Annotated in this window: 19 protein-coding genes; 9 read left to right on the top strand and 10 right to left on the bottom strand. The window is 71.8% G+C overall.

The annotated features are described in order from the left end of the window. Positions 1 to 5: 5 nt before the first annotated feature. Complete coding sequence (locus CLV72_RS11785; protein WP_106244613.1) at positions 6 to 377, bottom strand: nuclear transport factor 2 family protein; 372 nt, start codon at positions 375 to 377, stop codon at positions 6 to 8. Positions 378 to 477: 100 nt separating this feature from the next. Here CLV72_RS11785 and CLV72_RS11780 point away from each other — a divergent pair, with 100 nt between their 5' ends. Further along, on the top strand, positions 478 to 1,245 hold the full coding sequence (locus tag CLV72_RS11780; protein ID WP_106244611.1) for an enoyl-CoA hydratase/isomerase family protein: 768 nt from the start codon (positions 478 to 480) through the stop codon (positions 1,243 to 1,245). Positions 1,246 to 1,284: 39 nt separating this feature from the next. Here the strand turns inward: CLV72_RS11780 and CLV72_RS11775 are convergent, their stop codons facing one another. Beyond that, positions 1,285 to 3,243, bottom strand: a complete 1,959-nt coding sequence (locus CLV72_RS11775; protein WP_106244608.1) for a flavin-containing monooxygenase — start codon at positions 3,241 to 3,243, stop codon at positions 1,285 to 1,287. A 26-nt stretch (positions 3,244 to 3,269) separates the two neighbouring features. Then, a complete protein-coding gene (locus tag CLV72_RS11770) occupies positions 3,270 to 4,091 on the bottom strand; it encodes an IclR family transcriptional regulator (RefSeq protein ID WP_106244605.1) in 822 nt (273 codons plus the stop codon). Positions 4,092 to 4,236: 145 nt separating this feature from the next. Here CLV72_RS11770 and CLV72_RS11765 point away from each other — a divergent pair, with 145 nt between their 5' ends. After that, a complete protein-coding gene (locus CLV72_RS11765; RefSeq protein WP_211302827.1) occupies positions 4,237 to 4,863 on the top strand; it encodes a TetR/AcrR family transcriptional regulator in 627 nt (208 codons plus the stop codon). Positions 4,864 to 4,866: 3 nt separating this feature from the next. On the opposite strand, the gene CLV72_RS11760 is transcribed toward CLV72_RS11765, so the two are convergent. The 6 genes from CLV72_RS11760 to CLV72_RS11735 form a co-directional block, all read right to left on the bottom strand. Beyond that, positions 4,867 to 6,132, bottom strand: coding sequence for a CaiB/BaiF CoA transferase family protein (locus tag CLV72_RS11760; RefSeq protein WP_211302826.1), 1,266 nt, complete (start codon positions 6,130 to 6,132; stop codon positions 4,867 to 4,869). Next, a complete protein-coding gene (locus CLV72_RS11755; protein WP_106244600.1) occupies positions 6,099 to 7,115 on the bottom strand; it encodes an acyl-CoA dehydrogenase family protein in 1,017 nt (338 codons plus the stop codon). Before CLV72_RS11755 ends, CLV72_RS11760 begins: the two co-directional genes overlap by 34 nt. Continuing rightward, on the bottom strand, positions 7,112 to 8,257 hold the full coding sequence (locus CLV72_RS11750; RefSeq protein ID WP_106244597.1) for an acyl-CoA dehydrogenase family protein: 1,146 nt from the start codon (positions 8,255 to 8,257) through the stop codon (positions 7,112 to 7,114). The genes CLV72_RS11755 and CLV72_RS11750 overlap by 4 nt, the downstream gene beginning before the upstream one ends. An 84-nt stretch (positions 8,258 to 8,341) precedes the next feature. Then, positions 8,342 to 9,043, bottom strand: coding sequence for a GntR family transcriptional regulator (locus tag CLV72_RS11745; protein WP_106244594.1), 702 nt, complete (start codon positions 9,041 to 9,043; stop codon positions 8,342 to 8,344). A gap of 9 nt (positions 9,044 to 9,052) precedes the next feature. Continuing rightward, positions 9,053 to 9,799 carry an SDR family NAD(P)-dependent oxidoreductase gene (locus tag CLV72_RS11740; RefSeq protein ID WP_106244592.1) on the bottom strand — a complete coding sequence of 249 codons (747 nt, stop codon included), beginning with the start codon at positions 9,797 to 9,799 and terminating at the stop codon, positions 9,053 to 9,055. A 20-nt stretch (positions 9,800 to 9,819) separates the two neighbouring features. Then, the gene (locus CLV72_RS11735; RefSeq protein ID WP_106244589.1) at positions 9,820 to 10,215 is read right to left on the bottom strand and encodes a VOC family protein; all 396 of its coding nucleotides are present in this window, start codon (positions 10,213 to 10,215) and stop codon (positions 9,820 to 9,822) included. Positions 10,216 to 10,569: 354 nt separating this feature from the next. Between CLV72_RS11735 and CLV72_RS33615 the strand changes: the two genes are divergently transcribed. Next, positions 10,570 to 10,923 carry an ATP-binding cassette domain-containing protein gene (locus CLV72_RS33615; protein ID WP_342755664.1) on the top strand — a complete coding sequence of 118 codons (354 nt, stop codon included), beginning with the start codon at positions 10,570 to 10,572 and terminating at the stop codon, positions 10,921 to 10,923. On the opposite strand, the gene CLV72_RS11725 is transcribed toward CLV72_RS33615, so the two are convergent. Further along, a complete protein-coding gene (locus CLV72_RS11725) occupies positions 10,845 to 11,519 on the bottom strand; it encodes a TetR/AcrR family transcriptional regulator C-terminal domain-containing protein (protein WP_106244584.1) in 675 nt (224 codons plus the stop codon). The two genes, CLV72_RS33615 and CLV72_RS11725, sit on opposite strands and share 79 nt — an antisense overlap. Before the next feature lie 431 nt (positions 11,520 to 11,950). Here CLV72_RS11725 and CLV72_RS32805 point away from each other — a divergent pair, with 431 nt between their 5' ends. From CLV72_RS32805 to CLV72_RS11695, 6 genes are all read left to right on the top strand, one after another. Beyond that, the gene (locus tag CLV72_RS32805; RefSeq protein ID WP_211302824.1) at positions 11,951 to 12,229 is read left to right on the top strand and encodes an MDR/zinc-dependent alcohol dehydrogenase-like family protein; all 279 of its coding nucleotides are present in this window, start codon (positions 11,951 to 11,953) and stop codon (positions 12,227 to 12,229) included. Between the two features lie 97 nt (positions 12,230 to 12,326). Beyond that, positions 12,327 to 12,815, top strand: a complete 489-nt coding sequence (locus tag CLV72_RS11715) for a DUF6326 family protein (protein ID WP_106244581.1) — start codon at positions 12,327 to 12,329, stop codon at positions 12,813 to 12,815. 383 nt (positions 12,816 to 13,198) lie between these two features. Beyond that, positions 13,199 to 13,519 (top strand): peptidase inhibitor family I36 protein, encoded by a 321-nt coding sequence (locus tag CLV72_RS11710; protein ID WP_106244579.1) that lies wholly within the window; start codon positions 13,199 to 13,201, stop codon positions 13,517 to 13,519. A 774-nt stretch (positions 13,520 to 14,293) separates the two neighbouring features. Next, positions 14,294 to 14,881: an ArsR/SmtB family transcription factor gene (locus CLV72_RS32165; RefSeq protein WP_170140956.1), complete on the top strand. Its 588-nt coding sequence runs from the start codon at positions 14,294 to 14,296 to the stop codon at positions 14,879 to 14,881. Between the two features lie 387 nt (positions 14,882 to 15,268). Beyond that, positions 15,269 to 15,805 carry a hypothetical protein gene (locus CLV72_RS11700; protein ID WP_106244574.1) on the top strand — a complete coding sequence of 179 codons (537 nt, stop codon included), beginning with the start codon at positions 15,269 to 15,271 and terminating at the stop codon, positions 15,803 to 15,805. Then, entirely contained in the window at positions 15,766 to 16,095 is a 330-nt protein-coding gene (locus tag CLV72_RS11695; RefSeq protein ID WP_106244572.1) for a hypothetical protein, read from the top strand. Before CLV72_RS11700 ends, CLV72_RS11695 begins: the two co-directional genes overlap by 40 nt. Positions 16,096 to 16,451: the final 356 nt, after the last annotated feature.

Raw genomic sequence — 16,451 nt, 5'->3', positions numbered from 1 at the left:
CGCGGTCAGCTCGCGACCTCGCGCCTGGCGATGAGCCACCGACCGGTGACGCGCCGCAGTTCGTCGCGGTAGGAGCCGACGGCCAGGATCGCCGCCGGCGCGCCGCGGGACACCAGCAGGAAGTAGGCGTGCGCCGTGGCGCGGTCGCTCTCGGCACGCACCTCCTGGTTGGTGACCACATGGCGGTTCCCCGAGTCGGGCCCGGCGTGGCCGAGGGCCCGCATCGACCGGAGCCCGTCGAGGACCTGCGCGCGGCCGCGCCATGTCGTGCCGGCCATGGCCCACTCGATATCGGCGGTGAGCAGCTCGCCGATCTGCTCGATCGTCCCTTCGTCCGCCAGCCGGGCGAACGCGTACAGCGTGTCGGTGATCTCCACATACCGACTGTCCGCCGGATGGCGCCCCGGCGGGCCGCGAAGGTCCGCTCAGCGGACACCCGGTCGCCGCCCGCGCGCACCGGTCTGGGAGCGTGGGGCCATGACGGATCTGTCGGTGGTGGTCGAGGACGGCGTCGGGCTGCTGGAGATGCGCAGGCCGCCCGCGAACCATTTCGATGAGCGGCTGATCGGGCAGATCGTCGACGCCGCCTTCGAGCTGGATGACGACCCGCGCTGCCGGGCGCTCGTCCTCGCCTCGGAGGGCAGGCACTTCTGCGCGGGCGCCGACTTCGGGGCGGGCGGCGGCTTCGACGGGGACCGGGTGGCGGTGTCCGAGCGCCTGTACCGGCGGGCGGTCCAGCTGTTCGAGATCAGGACGCCCGTCATCGCGGCGGTGCAGGGCGCGGCCGTCGGCGGCGGCCTGGGGCTGGCGTGTGCGGCCGACTTCCGGGTCGCCGACGCCTCGACGAGGTTCGTCGCGAACTTCGCGCGGCTGGGCTTCCACCAGGGGTTCGGGCTGAGCGTCACCCTGCCCGACCTGGTCGGACGGCAGGTCGCGGCCGACCTGCTGCTGACCGGACGGCGCGTGGGCGGCGAGGAGGCCGTCCGCATCGGGCTGGCCGACCGGTTGTCGGAGCCCGGCCGCCAGCGCGAGACCGCGCGGGCGTGGGCGCGCGAGCTGGCCGCGGCGGCGCCGCTGGCCGTGCGTTCGATCCGCGCGACGCTGCGGGCGGACCTGCCGCGGCGCGTCCAGGCGGCCCTGGAGCACGAGCTGGCCGAGCAGGCCCGGCTGTGGGCGACGCGCGACAGCGCCGAGGGCATCGCGGCGAGCCTGGAACGGCGGCCCCCGGTCTTCCGCGGCGAATGAGGCCGGCCGTCCCGGGTGCGGGGCGGCCGGCCGCGGCCGTCAGGCGTTCCCGTCGCCGAAGAACAGGTAGTCCTCCGGCGCGGGTGCGCGCAGCATCGTCCAGTAGTCGACCAGCCGCCACGGGCAGCTGATCCACGCCCGCCCGGAGGTGTTGCGGTAGTAGCCGTTGGCCGTGCCGCCGTGCTTCCAGACGGTCGTGTCCAGTTCCGCGTCGACCCGCCGGTTGTAGTCGTCGGTCGCCGCGCGGGTCGGCTCCATCGCGGCGTACCCGTTCTCCAGCAGGTACTGCAGGCTCTCCACGATGTAGTGGACGTGCTCCTCGCTGGTGACGTTGTGCCCGCCGCCGTGGTTGGGGGCGGCGTTGGGGCCGGCGGTGACGAACAGGTTGGGGAAGCCGGGCACGGTGATCCCGAGGTAGGCCCGGGGGTTCTGGTCCGCCCACTCGTCGGCCAGCCTGACCCCGTCGCGGCCCGTGATGTCCAGGAAGCCCAGGTACTCCAGCTTGAAGCCGGTGGCCCAGATGATGACATCGGCGGGCAGGAACTCGCCCGTCGTCGTCACGACGCCGTCCGGGCGGATCCGGTCGAAGGACGCGGCGTGCAGCGACACCTTGTCCCGCTTGACGGCGTCGAAGAAGCCGGGGTCCTTCACGATCCGCTTGGCGAAGGGCGGGAAGTCGGGGGTCAGCTTGGCCTTCAGATCGGGGCGGTCGGCGAAGGCCCGGTCGAGGTAGTCCAGGCAGACGCGCATCAGCGCGTCATTGGCCGGGGAGGCCGAGACGTGGGTGGCGTACCACTCCGCGTCGATGCGGGGGATGGCCCAGCCCTTGTCCGCGGCCCACCAGTAGGACTTGAGCCGGAACCACTGGTGGAAGTACGGGATGTGCTCCAGCGCCCACCGCATGCCGTCGGGCACGTCCTCGCCGACCTGGCGCTCCGGCACGATCCAGTGCGGCTGGCGCATCACGACGGCGAGGGATTCGACCTGCTCGACGATGTCGGCGACGACCTGGACCGACGTGCAGCCGGTGCCGAGGATGACCACGCGCTTGCCGCGCAGGTCCACGTCCTCGCGCCACTCGGCGGTGTGCATCATCGTGCCCGTGAACGTGTCCGCCCCCTCGATCGCGGGGACGAACGCGCCGTTGAGCACACCGGTGGCCGTGACGACCGCGTTGGCTTGGTGGGTGCGCACGGCGCCGTCCCGGTGGCGGACGGTGAGCTGCCACACCCGCTGTTCGTCCAGCCACGCGCAGCCGAGGACCTTGGCGCCGAAGGAGATGCGCGGGTAGAGGTCGTACTTGCGGGCCACACCGCGCAGGTAGTCCAGGTACTCGGGCCCCGTGGGGTAGTACCGGGTCCACCGCGGGTTCAGCTCGAAGGAGTAGGAGTAGAAGTGGCTCGGCGTGTCGACGGCTGCGCCCGGATAGGTGTTGCGCGACCACGTCCCGCCGAGTTCGTCGCGCTCTTCGAAGACCTGGTAGCGGAAGCCCGCCGCGCCGAGCTTGACCGCCGCGTTCAGCCCGATCATCCCGGCGCCGATGACCGCGACGGTGAAGTCCTCCGGCGGGGTGCGGGTGCGCGGGACGACCGGCCGGGCGGCTTCGAACCCGCCCTGCTCGCGCAGGTGGGGGACGTACTCGCCGCCGACGGCGTCGTCCACGCAGACCTCGGCCATCCGCCGGAACAGGTCGTCGTCGGGCACCGCGATCCTCGGGACCAGCGTGCCGCCCAGCAGCCGCCGCGCTCGCGCGCGGACCTCGGCGGCGACGCCCGCCGGATACCGCCCCATGGTCGCGGAGGTCTCCGCCTGCCGCCGCTCGTCGTCGAGCCTGGCCTTGAACTCGGCGACGAGGCCGGTGTCACCCGTGAGGTGCACCAGCGCCATGAGCAGCGCTCCGGGTTCGGCGGCGTCGATGGCGGCGGCGAGTTCGTGCTCATCGACGTCCGTCACGGGCGGGACGACGTACGTGGGGTGGTCTGGGGAGATGAGGGTCATGGGTCACCGGTTCCTCGTGGTCGGGGTCAGCCGCCGGCGACGGCGGGTGCGGCGCCGCCGCGCGCCGGGGCGCGGTGGGGGCGGCCGCGCGGCCGGGTGAGGCCCGACGCCGCGTACCAGATGTCCATCGCGGCCGTGCGTACGACGGCGACGGCCTTGTCGGTCGGCATGGTGTCGGTGGGCCCGCACAGCGACAGTGCCGCGCGGAGCCCGCTCTCGGACGGTCCGATGGGTGCGGCGACCGCCGTGATGCCCGCGGTGCAGGACTGGACGTCGATCGCGACGCCGCTGCGGTCGCGGATCCGCTGGAGTTCGCGGTCCAGGTGCGCGGGGGTGCGGATTCCGTAGGGCGTGGCGGGCGGGGGGAACTCCAGTGCGGGCCGTTCGGCCGCGTCGAGCCGGGCGAGGAGCGCGCGCCCCGCGGCGGCGTGCACGGCGGGCTGGCGGGCGCCAAGGCGCCAGCCCTTGTCCTTGTCGGGCCAGCCGCCGATCCGTTCGAGGTGCAGGACGTCGGAGGAGACGAGCACGCTCAGGTGCGCGGTGAGCCCGGTCGAACGGTGCACGGCGTGCATCACCGGCAGGGCGGCCTGATGCACCCGGTCGCGTCGGACGGCCTGCGAGCCGAGTTCGAACATCCGGATGCCGATCGTGTACTGGAAGCCCTGCCGCTCGACCCAGCCCAGTTCGACCAGCCGCTGCAGGATCCGGTGCGCCGAGGACCGGGGCAGCCGGGCCCGGCGGGAGATCTGGGCGAGGGTGAGCCGGTGGTGGCCGGCGAAGACCTCCAGCAGTGAGGCCACCCTGTCGATCATGGCGGTGGGTGTGTCCTGGCTGCGCGCCGTCGTCATCGTCCACCTCCGGCACCGGCACATGTTTGCAGAATCTGCCGACATGGCACAAACTGACAGGCATGAGCCTAGTCGCGGATGTCGATCGTGTAAACAAATCGCGTCCAATTTCCGCATACGATTCTGGATACGCATGGGAGGCGGTGTGCTGAGCCGCGAACGGCCGAGCCTGACCGAGCGGCGCGCCGAGGAGCTGCGGCTGGAGATCGCCCGCAAGGCGGTCGAGATTTTCGTCGCCGACGGCGACACCTCCGCGACCGTCGAACGGATCGCCGAGGCGGCGGGGATCTCCTCGCGCACCTTCTACCGGCACTTCGCCGTCAAGGAGGACGTGGTGCGGCCGCTGTTCCGGCTGAGCTCCCGCCACGTGATCGCCGCCCTGGCGGACGCGCCGCGGGACGGCGACCTGGTGGAGACGCTGGTCGGCGCCTGGACGTCAGACCTGCACGACGGCGCGCTCACCCCGTTCGAACGGCGCTTCCTGAAGCTGATGGTGACGACACCGCAGTACCGGTTGCGCTGGATGGAGGTCGACGACGAGCTCTGCGCCGCCATGGCCGAGTTCCTGCGGGAGCGGATCCCCCTGGGCGGGCACCCCCTGCACCGGACCCTGCCCGCCTACCTGCTGGTGCAGGCCACCCGGCATGTCTTCGACCACTGGGTCTCCGCCGACTCGGCCGAGGACATCACCGATCTGCTGCGCGACGGCTTCCGGGTGGTGCTCGCCGGGGTGGAGGCGACGTACCGCGCTCCGGCCGCGGAAGGGACCTAGCGCTCACCCGCCGGACGCGTCCGTGCCGTATCCGGCCGCGGCGTCGGTCGCCGCGCCGAGGGCGCCCGACCGGCGCAGTCCGGCGATGTCGGCCGCGGTGTACCCGCACTCGGTGAGGACCCGCTCGGTGTCGGCGCCCAGGGCCGCGGGGGCGCGCGGGGGCGCCGCGCCCGACCGGCTCAGCTTGACCGGCACCCCGACGCCGCGATAGCGGCCGTCGCCGACCACCATGCCGCGGTGGCGCACCTGGGCAGCCGACAGCACCTGGCCGACGTCGTTGACCGGGCTCGCCGCCACGCCCCGCGCCGCCAGTTCGGTGGCGAGTTCGTCCGCGTCCCGGGTGCGGAACGCCGGTTCGAGCTCCGCCAGCAGCCGTCCCAGGTTGCCGAGCCGGTCCCGGTTGCGCCGGAAGCGGGCGTCTCCGGCCAGCCCGGGCAGGCCGAGCACCTCGGTGAGCGCGGCGAACTGCGCGTCGCTGGCGGCCGCGACGAACAGGCGCCCGTCCCCCGCCGTGCGGAACACCTGGTAGGGCGCCACCGCCGGGTGCGCCGCCCCGGTGCGCTCGGGCACGGCACCGGACTGGAGGTAGGCGGCCGCGTGCGGGTGCATCAGCGACACCGCGGCGTCGAGCAGGGTCACGTCGACCAGCTGGCCCCTGCCGCCGGCGGACCGTTCCAGCACGGCGAGCAGGACGCCCGCGAAGGCCTGGTGCGCCGCGGTGATGTCCACGATGGGGACGCCGACGCGCAGCGGCTCGCCGCCGCGCTCGCCGTTGACGCTCATCAGCCCGCCGTACGCCTGCAGCACCGCGTCATAGCCCGGGAGGCCGCCCAGCGGCCCGTCGACGCCGTACCCGGTGATCCGGCAGTAGACCAGGCGCGGGAACTCCGCCGCCAGGTGCGCCTCGTAGTCCAGGCCCCACCGCCGCATGGTGCCGGCCTTGAAGTTCTCCACCACGACGTCCGCACGGCCGATGAGGTCGCGCAGCACCTTCCGGGCCGCATCGGTGCGCAGGTCCAGGACGATGTTCGCCTTGCCGCGGTTGAGCCCCTGGTAGTAGGCGCTCGTCGTTTCCGCCTCGTCGACGAACGGCGGCCCCCAGCGGCGGGTCTCGTCGCCCGAGGGGGCCTCGACCTTGATCACGTCCGCGCCGTGGTCGGCGAGCATCTGCGCGCACAGCGGCCCGGCGAGGACGCGGCTGAGATCGAGGACCCGCAGTCCGCGCAGCACGGCGCTCATCTGGCGCCGCCCGTCAGCAGCGGCCACCACGGCCCGGAGGCGGACACCGCGGCGGCCAGGCGGTCCTGCCAGTGGGCCTCACCGCCGAACTCCTCGCGCCAGGCCCACAGCCGGGTGGTCGCGGCGCCCAGGCGGTGCTCCTGGGAGTAGCCGAGCGCCCCGTGCAACTGGTGGCCGATCGCCGCGACGGTGTGCGCGGCGGCCGAGCAGCCGGCCTTCGCGGCGGCGACGGCGATCCCGGCGTCGGCCGCGTCGGCCTCGACCGCCAGGACCGCGGCATCGGCGCTCAGCCGCATGGCGGTGGCCTCGGCGGCCAGCGCGGCGAGCTGCTGCTGCACGGCCTGGAAGCGGGCGAGCGGCCGGCCGAACTGCACCCGTTCGGTGATGTGCCGCCCGGCCGACTCCAGCACCGCTCGGGCCGCGCCGGCGAGCTGGACGGACCGGGCCAGCGCCCCGCGCTCACGCAGGCGTTCGGCGTCGACGTCCGCCGGGGCCGCGGCGATGGCCGCCACGTGATCGAGCACGAGGGTGTCGCGCGGCTCGCCGGCGAGGTTCCGCGCCCGCTCGACGCCGCCACCGGTGGGGACGACGGCGACGACGCGCTCGCCACCGCTCCGGGCGATCGTCACGACGTGATCGGCGTGGCGGGCCCACGGCGTGCGCAGGCACCCGGACAGCCGGAGCCCGGTGGTGCGGCGGGCCTCGTCCAGGGAGGCGACCACGAGTCCTTCCGGCACGGCGAGCCCCGCCCGGCCCAGCAGCCAGCCGGCCAGGAACGCCGCTTCGGCGACCGGCACCCGGGAGGCGTGGAAGGCGGTCAGGTCGGCCACCACGGCCAGGTCGCGCAGGCGTCCGCCGCTGCCGCCGACCTCCTCCGGCACGCCCAGCAGGTGGAAGCCCGTCTCGGCGAGGTCCGTCCACAGCGGACGGTCGAAGTCGCCCGGATGCGCGTCCCTGCCGTCGAGGATGGCGCCGACCGCGGCGCGGACGTCCTCGCTCAGCTCGTCGTTCACCGGACCCCCAGCCCGCGGGCCACCACCGAACGCAGGATCTCGCTGGCACCCCCGCGCAGGGTGAAGGCCGGGGCGTGCAGGACCGCGTCGGCCAGCAGTCCTTCCAGGCCAGGCCCGCCGCCGCGAGGCTCGATCCCGGCCAGGCGCCGCACCGTCTCCACCACGTCGACCTCGAAACGGGAGCCCAGGTCCTTCACCAGGGCGGCCGCCACCTCGGGGGAGCGGCCCCGCGCCAGCGTCGCGGCGACCGAGAGGGACAGCTGGCGCAGCGTCCACGCGCGCGCGGTGAGCCGTCCCAGCTCCCGCGCCGCGACCGGATCGCCGCCCTGCCGCTCGGCCCAGGCCCGCAGCAGCGGCACCGTGCTCATCCACCGTTCGGGGCCGGAGCGCTCGTGCGCGAGTTCGGCGGTGACCTGGCTCCAGCCGGCGCCGCGCTCACCGAGCATGCTGTCGGCCGGGACGAAGGCCGCGTCGAACACCACCTCGTTGAAGTGGTGCTCGCCGTCCACGGCCCTGATCGGCCGGATCTCGACGCCCGGGGCCGGCAGGTCCACGATGAACTGCGACAGGCCGGTCTGCCGGTCCGTCGACGCCCCGTCCGTACGGGCGAGGACCACCATCGCGTGGGCGAAGTGCGCCCCGGTCGTCCACAGCTTCGCGCCGGTGATCTCCCAGCCGCCGGCGACCTTCCGCGCCCGGGTGCGCACCGACGCCAGGTCGGAACCCGCGTCGGCCTCGCTCATCCCGATCGCGAAATAGCACTCGCCGCGGGCGATCGCGGGCAGATAGCGCCGCCGCTGCTCCTCGGTCCCGTGGCGCAAGATCGACGGTGCCATCTGACGGTCGGCGATCCAGTGCGCGGCGACCGGCGCACCGGCCGCCAGCAGCTCCTCATTGGCGACGAACCGGTCCAGCGGCGACCGCTCGTGGCCGCCGTAGCGGCGCGGCAGCGTCATGCCCAGCCAGCCGCGGGCGGCCAGCCGCCTGCTGAACGCGGGGTCCGGCACGGTCATCCAGGCGTCACAGCGCGGGACGAACGCGCCGGCGGCCCGTTCGTCGTCGAGGAAGGCCCGGACCTCGTCGCGCAGGCGCCGCGCGCCGGCGTCCAGGCGGTGGGCGGACAGTTCGATCGTCGCGGTCAACCGGACTCCTTCTTCGGATTCCGGCTCACGCTAAGCGATCGGATCCGGCCAGGATTCCGGACGTTCCGGTGAGTGGACGGCCGCTCAGCCCGCGTACGGGCGCACCGCCGCCCCGGCCCGCAGCATGAGGTCAAGCTGCGTCTCCGAGCCCGCGCGGTGGAGGTCCATGAGCTCGACCAGGCGGTCGGAGTCGCCGTCGGCGAGCGCGTCGACCATCTGCCGGTGCTCGGCCAGGATGCGTTCCCGCGCCGCCTCGTCGTGCAGGTAGACCGAGTGGTAGGGCAGCGCCCAGGTCCAGATCCGCGCGATCTCCGCCACGACCAGGTTCAGCTCGCTCAGCCCGAAGATCGCCAGGTGGAACTCGCTGTTGAGCGTGCGCATCCGCGGCAGGTCCAGGTCGGCCGCGGCGCGTTCGACGCCCTCGGCCAGCGCGGCGATCTCCGCCAGCCGCTCGGTCCCGGGCCGCGCCAGGGCGCGGATCGCCTCGGTCTCCAGCAGCCGCCGCATGAGGTAGATCTGGTCGAACTCCGACCGGCTCAGCCGCGCCACGGCGAAGCCGACGTTGTGCTCATGGGTGAGGAGCCCGTCCGCCACGAGCTGGCGCAGCCCCTCGCGCACCGGCAGCCGGCTCACCCCCAGGGCGGCCGCCATCTGCTCCTGCCGGATCTGCTGCCCGGGCAGCAGCTCGCCCGACACGATCATCTCCTTGATCCCGTCGACCACGCGCAGCACCGCGTGGCCGGCGGACGGCCCGACGTCGGCGGTACGCGTCTTCCTCGGCGGCATCGGCCTACTCTACGTCGTCACGCTGCCGCCGTTGAGGTTGAGCGTCTGCCCGGTCATCCAGGACGCCTCGGGCGAGGCGAGGTAGACGACCGCCGCTCCGACGTCCTCGGGCGTGCCGAGCCGGCGCGTCGGAATCTTCGCGGCGAACACCTCCGTCGCATCCCCCGCCGCGTTGGTCTGCAGGCCGAGCGCCAGGGTGTTGGCGGTGACACCGGAGGGCGCGAGCTCCTGGGACAGGTGCCGGATGAAGCCCTCCACCCCGCTTTTCGCCGCCCCGTACAGCGAGAGTCCCTGGTCGGACCCGGTGCGCGCGGCCCCTGAGGAGATCTGAACGATCCGTCCCCACCCCGCTTCGCACATGTCGTCGACGACCGCCGACACGCAGTTCATCGCGCCGAACAGGTTGATCTCCACCGGCCCGCGCCAGCGCCCGGGGGCCAGGGTTCGGAACGGCCCCTGGCCGAAGTCGGCGGGGATGCCGGCGTTGTGCACCAGGATGTCGACGTGCCGCCCGAGTTCCGCGCGGGCCCGCGCCACCCCCTCACGCACCGCGTCCAGGTCCGTGACGTCGAAGGCGACCGGCACGGCCGTCCCGCCCGACGCGGTGATCCCGCCGCTGACCGCCTCGGCCCGCTCGGGCACCAGGTCGTTCACCGCCACCGCGGCGCCCCGCGCGGCCAGCGCCCGCGCGATCCCCGCCCCGGCGTTCTGACCGGCTCCCGTCACCAGCGCCGCACGCCCCGACAGATCGAACATCGATCTCCTCTCCCCTGCACTCATACCTGCTGCACGATCTCCAGCAGATGGCCCTCGGGATCCTCGACCCGGGCGACGCGCATGGCGACCTGCGGCAGGAACCGGGGCTCAGCGCGCACCACACCGCCCGCCGCCTCGGCCGCCCGCACCGTCTCGTCCACATCGGCGACCGCGAACCCCAGCACGGCCTCACCGGGCCGCGGTGTCCTGCGGCGCGGATAGCGCACCAGCAGCAGCGAAGGCCCGTCATCGCCCCGCGCCGGCCCCATGACGACCTCCTCGAACACCCCATCGCCCTCCCCACCGCCGAACCGGTGTCCGACCACCTGGCCCAGCACAGCGGAGTAGAAGGCGGCCTGAGCGTCGAGATCGTCGACCACGATCTTGGTGAATCGAAACCGCGGTTCGCCGGCCATGAATCCTCCGAATGGCGAGGGGGGCGACGCCGGTGTCGGCGACCCGCCACCCGGCCCGTCACAGGGCAGTACAGCCGGTCGGCAACGGCGCCGAAGCTCCGAGTTCCAATGAGCGGAACACTTGTTCCTCCACGGCTCAGCGCCCCGCCGGCGCCATCCTGTGCCATGGCACCGTTCACATGCGCGGCCCCGGCCTCAGTGCCGATGTCACGACCGCCCGGCAGGCGGACGACCGTCCGTCCCCTCGCCCGGACCTGCTGTGGCGCCGCCCGCCTCAGAACGCGCTGTTCGCTCGCGGGATGATCTGGCAGCCCTGATCTGCGCACCAGCCGCACGAAGCGGAGCGTCAAACCGGTGTTCACTGTGATCATCCGCCCGAACGGATGCGGCAAGTCGACGCTGCCGCGTGCCCTGTCCCGGCTGCTGAAGCCCAAGGCCGGAACGGTCTACCTCGACGGCAAGGACATCCAGCGCTCACGGGCCAAAGACGTCGCCACGCGCCTCGGGCTGCCGCCACAGACAGCCATCGCACCCGCCGGCATCACCGTGTTCGACCTGGTGCGCCGCCCGCGGACTGGCGGTAACACTACAAATCCACACGATCACATGACGACACCACGGATGGAGGCTCAGGTAGGCACTCTCAGGGGCTCGAGGGCGGCCAGGACGAGGTCGAGGCCGAAGGTGAACTCCTCTGCCGGGTCGTAGCCGGCAGCGGCGAGCACCGCGGCGGACTCGTTGAGGTAGGGGAACTCGTCAGGAGGAAGCTGGGGCAGGAAGACGTCCTCGGCCATGTCCGCGAACTCATCGGCGGCGTCGAACGGCAGGCTGGCTTCCTGCAGGGCGAAACCGTATACATAGCTGTCGAGCAACCAGTTGGCGTGCGTCGCCATCAAGACCGGGAAGCCGGCCCTCCGCAGGCAGGCGGTGACCGCTTCGCGGTGGCGGAGGCTCGCGGGCCCCGGCGATGTCCGCGACTCCATCAGGCCGATCGCCCACGGGTGGCGGGCGAGAACCTGTCGGGCGGATACCGCCCGACGTCGCATCGCCGACTGCCAGTCGGTCTCTTCAGGCGGGAGCTCGATCTCCTCGAACACGACGTCGATCATGGCGTCCAGCAACTCCTCCTTATTCGCCACGTAGTAGTAGAGCGACATCGCGCCCGCGCCGAGCGCGCGAGCCAGCCGGCGCATGCTCAGCTCGCCGACCCCCTCGCGGTCGGCGAGCCGGACCGCCTCGGCCACCACCCGCTTCTTGCTCAGCCCCGCATCCGACGCGACCTGGCGTCGTTCCCTCTCAGACAACGGGTCTACTCGCTCCCTCGAACGGCTTGACAATCGTTCAGCGCACGGTCATGGTACAGCGTACTAGTCCTAGTACAGTGTACGACGTACGATGTACGAACCGGCGAGAGTCGTAGCTCGGACGTGAGGAGGCTGCTGTGGGAATCGAACAGCGATCGAATGCCGGAGCACGCCTGGTGCCGGGGGCGAGTCCGGCCGGGGCGACGACGATGCGGGCCGAATTCAGTGCTCGAGTCGTCCGAGGTCGGGCCACCGCTGCCCGGTCGAGGCGATGTGCGCGTCCAGGCGGGCGCGGCCTCGGTACATCCTGGCGCCTACTTGGTCATGACCGGTGAGATGTCACCGCTCTCCGCCCCGGCGACGAGGTGTCCGGCCAGAGCACCGCTGGAACGCTCGCGGAGTCCGCCTGCGTCCCGGACACGCTCTTGTCCGTGCCCGCCGACCTGTCGGTCGTGGACGCGCCAGCGGTGCCCACCTCGGCCATGGCGGCCTTGCAGGCATTGCGCAAGATCGCGAACGTTCGACCAGGCCAGACGGTACTGGTCACGGGCATGTCGGGCGGTGTGGGCTCCTTCGCCGTACAGATCGCCAAGGCGTTTGCCGCCGAGGGGACGGGTGTGTGCAGCACCCGCAACGTCGGCGAAGCAGCCGACGCCCTCCGCCACGTCGCGGCCGGCCACACCCGAGGGAAGGCCGTCGTCACCATCTGACGACCGGACCGACGAGAACGATCCAACCCCGTGCGTATGTACGCCCCAACCTGCCGCCACTCCGGCGGACGGACCGCTCCTATCGAAAGAAGAACCGATGACCACCCGGACGAGAACCCCGGACCTGCTCGACAACCCGCCGGTCCCCGTGCAGGCCAAGCTCGCCGCCGCATGGACCAGCTTCATGTTCCTCTACATCTACGTCGACTACTTCCACCTTTACAAGCCTGGCACCGTCGACAACATCCTGGCCGGCGTCATCTTCGAGTTCGACATCAGCCCGACGCTGTTGACCATTATGCTCGCGTCCGTGGCGATCCCGGCCCTGATGGTGATGTTCTCCATGACGCTGCCCGCCCGGGTGAACCGCGCCACGAACCTCGTCGTTGCATCGCTCTACATCCCCTACTCGGCGTTCAACGCGGTAGGGGAGTCCTGGGACTGGGCCCCCTTCTACGGCCTCTCCATCGGAATCGAGGTGCTGCTCCTGGCGTTCATCCTGCGCTCCGCCTGGACATGGCCTCGAACCCCCGCCGTCCCAGCCGGTCCCGCGACGACCGACCTTCGACAGGACCTTCGACGGTAGGAGTCCGGGTATAGCTCCTACGGCGTGAAGCCCGACGCCGCGGACACCGGGCCGACCGTGACCAACTCAGTCGCGGTATACGCAGAGAACCTGCTCACCAGCGGTCCGGTGTCCGCGCCAGCCGCGCCCGCAGGCCGAACGGCGGCTGACCGGCCAGCAGACCTCGTCCAACCGACCGCAACGACGAAGGGGCATCAGCTCGCTTAACGCACTCTGAGAGGAGAAGAGGTGCCGTGCGGGGCGCCGTTGGCTGTGACCTGCGGTTTTCAGGGTGGACTGAAAGGCCTTCCTGGGTGGCGGGGGAATCCGTGACCATCGGGATGGTCGGTGGCGACCGCCACCGACGATTCCTGTAAGGGGTCGCTGTGTTGAGGAAGACAACGATGACGATGATGGCCACGGTGGCCGTCTTGGGGATGGCCGCGCTGTCAGCGGCGCCGGCCAGCGCCGCGCCGCAGGTCCGTGGCGTCCACGTCTACGACTACACGGACTTCGAAGGTCCGAACACCTGGCTCAACGGAAACGTCGGCCAGTGCTACTACGTCGGCTCCGGCTGGAACGACAGGATCAATTCCGCCCGAACCGAGAGCAGCCGCGTGGTGGAGCTGTGGGACAACCACGACTGCACCGGGGGTGCGATCGTCGTCGACAGGTCCGGCTACAGGTCGATTGGCAATTGGGTCAGCGCCTACCGCATCCGCTAGAGCAAGAGCCGACTATTCGGCCGTGAGGAGAATCGGTACGGGTAAAACCTGTACCGATTCTTCTTGAATGTTCCTCAACCGCAGAGGTGACGGACCACCAGCACCGCGTCGACCGGGACGTGTCCCACTCACCGGACGCCTCGGCTAAGACGCCCGAATTCATCACGTCATGTTTCGGCGTGGACGGAAGCAGAATATCAACGAGGTGAAATCCGCGAAGTTGGTTCGTGTAAACGAATCACCGGGCACCAGGTCCGGATGTGGTCAGCCGGCCATCGCACCGCCTTCCGTGTCTACCGACAAATTCATGCGACCCTTGGTGGCGTACAGCCGATACGACAGTGATCATCTTCTGGGGGAGAGATGCTGCGTATCCACTTCACGCCCGAGGATATCGGTCGAGTCCGAATCGACTCAGCACCGGACGCCATGTGGGAGATCATTCTGAGCTCCCACCTGCTCCAAACACGCCGCGGACGCGCTCCTTACAACGTTTGGTATGCAACTGTTCGAGAGCGCATGACCGAAAATCGATCTGTCCGGAATATCTGTTCCGCAGTGTGCTCGCTGGCACCGCATGCGGGGTACACCCCTGATTTCTTGACGCCTTGGCGCGAGACAGAGGAGATTTCGGGGCAGATAAGTTCAGTGGTCGAGACTCCGCCCCAGCGCATCCACAGCGAACTACGTCGGCTCGACGCCCTCACGGGTACGCCGAGGTGGGTCTGGAGCCTGGCCACAGGCGGGCGAACGGCGCGACGGGAATTCGGCGCGATGCTGGGTACCTACCACCGGTACGTGATCGCGCCGTACGAATTGCAGATCCGCAGCGAAATCGACGCCGACCGGCTACGACGGACCAGGGCGCTTCTCGATGGCGGAATCGACGGACTGCTCCACAGCTTCAGGCCGCTGATGCGCTGGGAGCCGCCGATCCTGCACGTCACCTATCCGTTCTCCCGCGATTTGCACCTGCGGGGCCGCGGGCTGCGTCTCATCCCGGCCTACTTCTGCACCCGACACTCGATCACACTCGCCGACCCCGAACTACCGCCCGTGCTCGCTTATCCGTTGCACAACGGCACCGTGCGCTTCCCCGCGTCGGAGCGTGACGCCGGTGCGCTCGCGCAGTTGCTCGGAGCCACGCGGGCCAGGGCCTTGGAGGCCATCGCTTCAGGGTGCACCACAACAGAGCTCGGACGCGTGCTCGGCGTCTCGTCCGCAGCGGCGAGCCAGCACGCCCGCACCCTTCGCGAAGCGGGATTGGTCAGCTCCAACCGCGAACGCCAACACGTCCTGCACAGCATCACCCCGCTGGGCACCGCCCTCCTGGACCGCCAGGATCTCCCGCGCGCTTGTTGAGAGGCCGGACCAGCTCCACCGACCGGGACGCGCATCAGGCCGGCAACGCGCTCGCCCGCGCGTGCGGCGGCGGGCGGGTCGCTTCGGTGGTCCTCGACGGGCCGGCCGAGGAGTGGCGCCCACGCGCCCGCCGTCCAGGGCGGACTCTCCTGACTGCGGCCTTCCCGGCTCCACCGAGCGCTGGTTCCTGTCCACCCGGCGACGAACGGCACCGGTCCCCCAGGCGGTCACCGGGTGCCGGAACCGGTCACGGGCGCCAGCGTTTTGTCACTGTGGGAAAGCTGCCGGGGGCCGCGGCCGGCGGTAGCGTTCCCGCACGGAGCCGGCGTCATCGGCCGCGCGGCGTCGCCGGGAGGGACCACGTTCGAGGAGGCCAGAGAACCGGCCATGACCGGGGCGAGCACCATCGTCACCGCGATGGCCACCCAGGCGTGGACGAGCGTCCAGGGGCGGGTCCTGCGGCTGTTCGGGCGCGATCCGCAAGCGCGGCCGGCCGTGCAGGCCCGGCTGGACGGGGACAACGGGCTCGTGACCCGGGCCTCCGAGCCCGACGTGGCGCGCGAGCAGCTCGTGGCCGGGTGGCGGCCGCGGCTGGAGGACCTGCTGGCCGAGCACCCGGACCTGGATCGTGCGGAGGCGTTCGCGCCGGCCGCCGCGGTGGCCGAGCCGGACCACGACGAGGGGATCGCGCGGCGGTGGGAGTTCACGCTGTCGCTGATCGAGGAGGAGGTCGCCGGGCGCCGTCGGATGGCGGACGAGGACCCCGAGCGCACGCGACGGACCTGGTCATCGCCCTGGTCGAACTCGGCGCCCTGCTCGCTTCGTCGGGGGCGCCGGAGCGGGCCGTCCCGCCGACCCGCGAGGCCGTCGCCATCCAGCGGCGCTTGGCCGAGACCGACCCGGACCAGCGGGGCCACCACATGATCATCCTGGGCGACGCGCCGACCAGCCTGGGCCTGCACCTCGGCGAGGCGGGGCAGCCGGACGAGGCGCTGGCCGCCTTCCAGGAGGCGGTGGGGACCCTGCGCGCGTGCGCCCGGGACGATCCCGGACTCGACCTGGCCCCGGCCCTGGGCGCCCTGGGCGCGCAGCTCGTGGAGGCCGTGGAGATCCACCACCGGCACGTGGAGGCGGCCGACGAGAACCTGCGCGCGATCTGCGCGGCCCTCGCCGTGACCCTGGAGGCCCTGGGGAACACCGCAGGGGCCGGTTAGGTCCGCGAATGGCTCACCGTCGACGACATCCGCCGCCACCTCACCGAGGAGGCCCGGACCCGCCGCCTCCGCCTGCGCGAACGCCTGTACCTGTGGGCCATGGGCGACCACGCTCCCAGGCTCTCCCTCCACAGCGCCCTGCGCCCCCGGTCGGAGGCACCTCCACTCGGGAGAAGGCCCGTGAACCCCGGCCAGGTCGGAGTCGTCGCCGGTCGAGGCGTACCTGGGCAGCGAGAGCACCGCGCGTCGACCAGGCCAGGCGCTGGTGGAGACCACCACGCCGGGGAACCGTGGGAGCAGGCGGTCACCGCCGTGCCGGCCGCCCTGTGCCGACCCGGCTCCGACGCGCTCGACCG

The sequence above is a fragment of the Allonocardiopsis opalescens genome (assembly GCF_003002095.1).
GTDB classification, from domain to species: Bacteria; Actinomycetota; Actinomycetes; order Streptosporangiales; family Streptosporangiaceae; genus Allonocardiopsis; species Allonocardiopsis opalescens.
Note: the sequence above shows the minus strand (reverse complement) of the source record. Positions and strands in the feature narration are given on the sequence as shown.

Excerpts from the sequence above, each read along its gene's own strand:
- CLV72_RS11780 (WP_106244611.1), top strand. The coding sequence starts at position 478 with ATGACGGATCTGTCGGTGGTGGTCGAGGACGGCGTCGGGCTGCTGGAG.
- CLV72_RS11775 (WP_106244608.1), bottom strand. The coding sequence starts at position 3,243 with ATGACCCTCATCTCCCCAGACCACCCCACGTACGTCGTCCCGCCCGTG.
- CLV72_RS11770 (WP_106244605.1), bottom strand. The coding sequence starts at position 4,091 with ATGACGACGGCGCGCAGCCAGGACACACCCACCGCCATGATCGACAGG.
- CLV72_RS11745 (WP_106244594.1), bottom strand. The coding sequence starts at position 9,043 with ATGCCGCCGAGGAAGACGCGTACCGCCGACGTCGGGCCGTCCGCCGGC.
- CLV72_RS11740 (WP_106244592.1), bottom strand. The coding sequence starts at position 9,799 with ATGTTCGATCTGTCGGGGCGTGCGGCGCTGGTGACGGGAGCCGGTCAG.
- CLV72_RS11735 (WP_106244589.1), bottom strand. The coding sequence starts at position 10,215 with ATGGCCGGCGAACCGCGGTTTCGATTCACCAAGATCGTGGTCGACGAT.
- CLV72_RS11715 (WP_106244581.1), top strand. The coding sequence starts at position 12,327 with ATGACCACCCGGACGAGAACCCCGGACCTGCTCGACAACCCGCCGGTC.
- CLV72_RS11710 (WP_106244579.1), top strand. The coding sequence starts at position 13,199 with ATGACGATGATGGCCACGGTGGCCGTCTTGGGGATGGCCGCGCTGTCA.
- CLV72_RS32165 (WP_170140956.1), top strand. The coding sequence starts at position 14,294 with ATGCTGGGTACCTACCACCGGTACGTGATCGCGCCGTACGAATTGCAG.
- CLV72_RS11700 (WP_106244574.1), top strand. The coding sequence starts at position 15,269 with ATGACCGGGGCGAGCACCATCGTCACCGCGATGGCCACCCAGGCGTGG.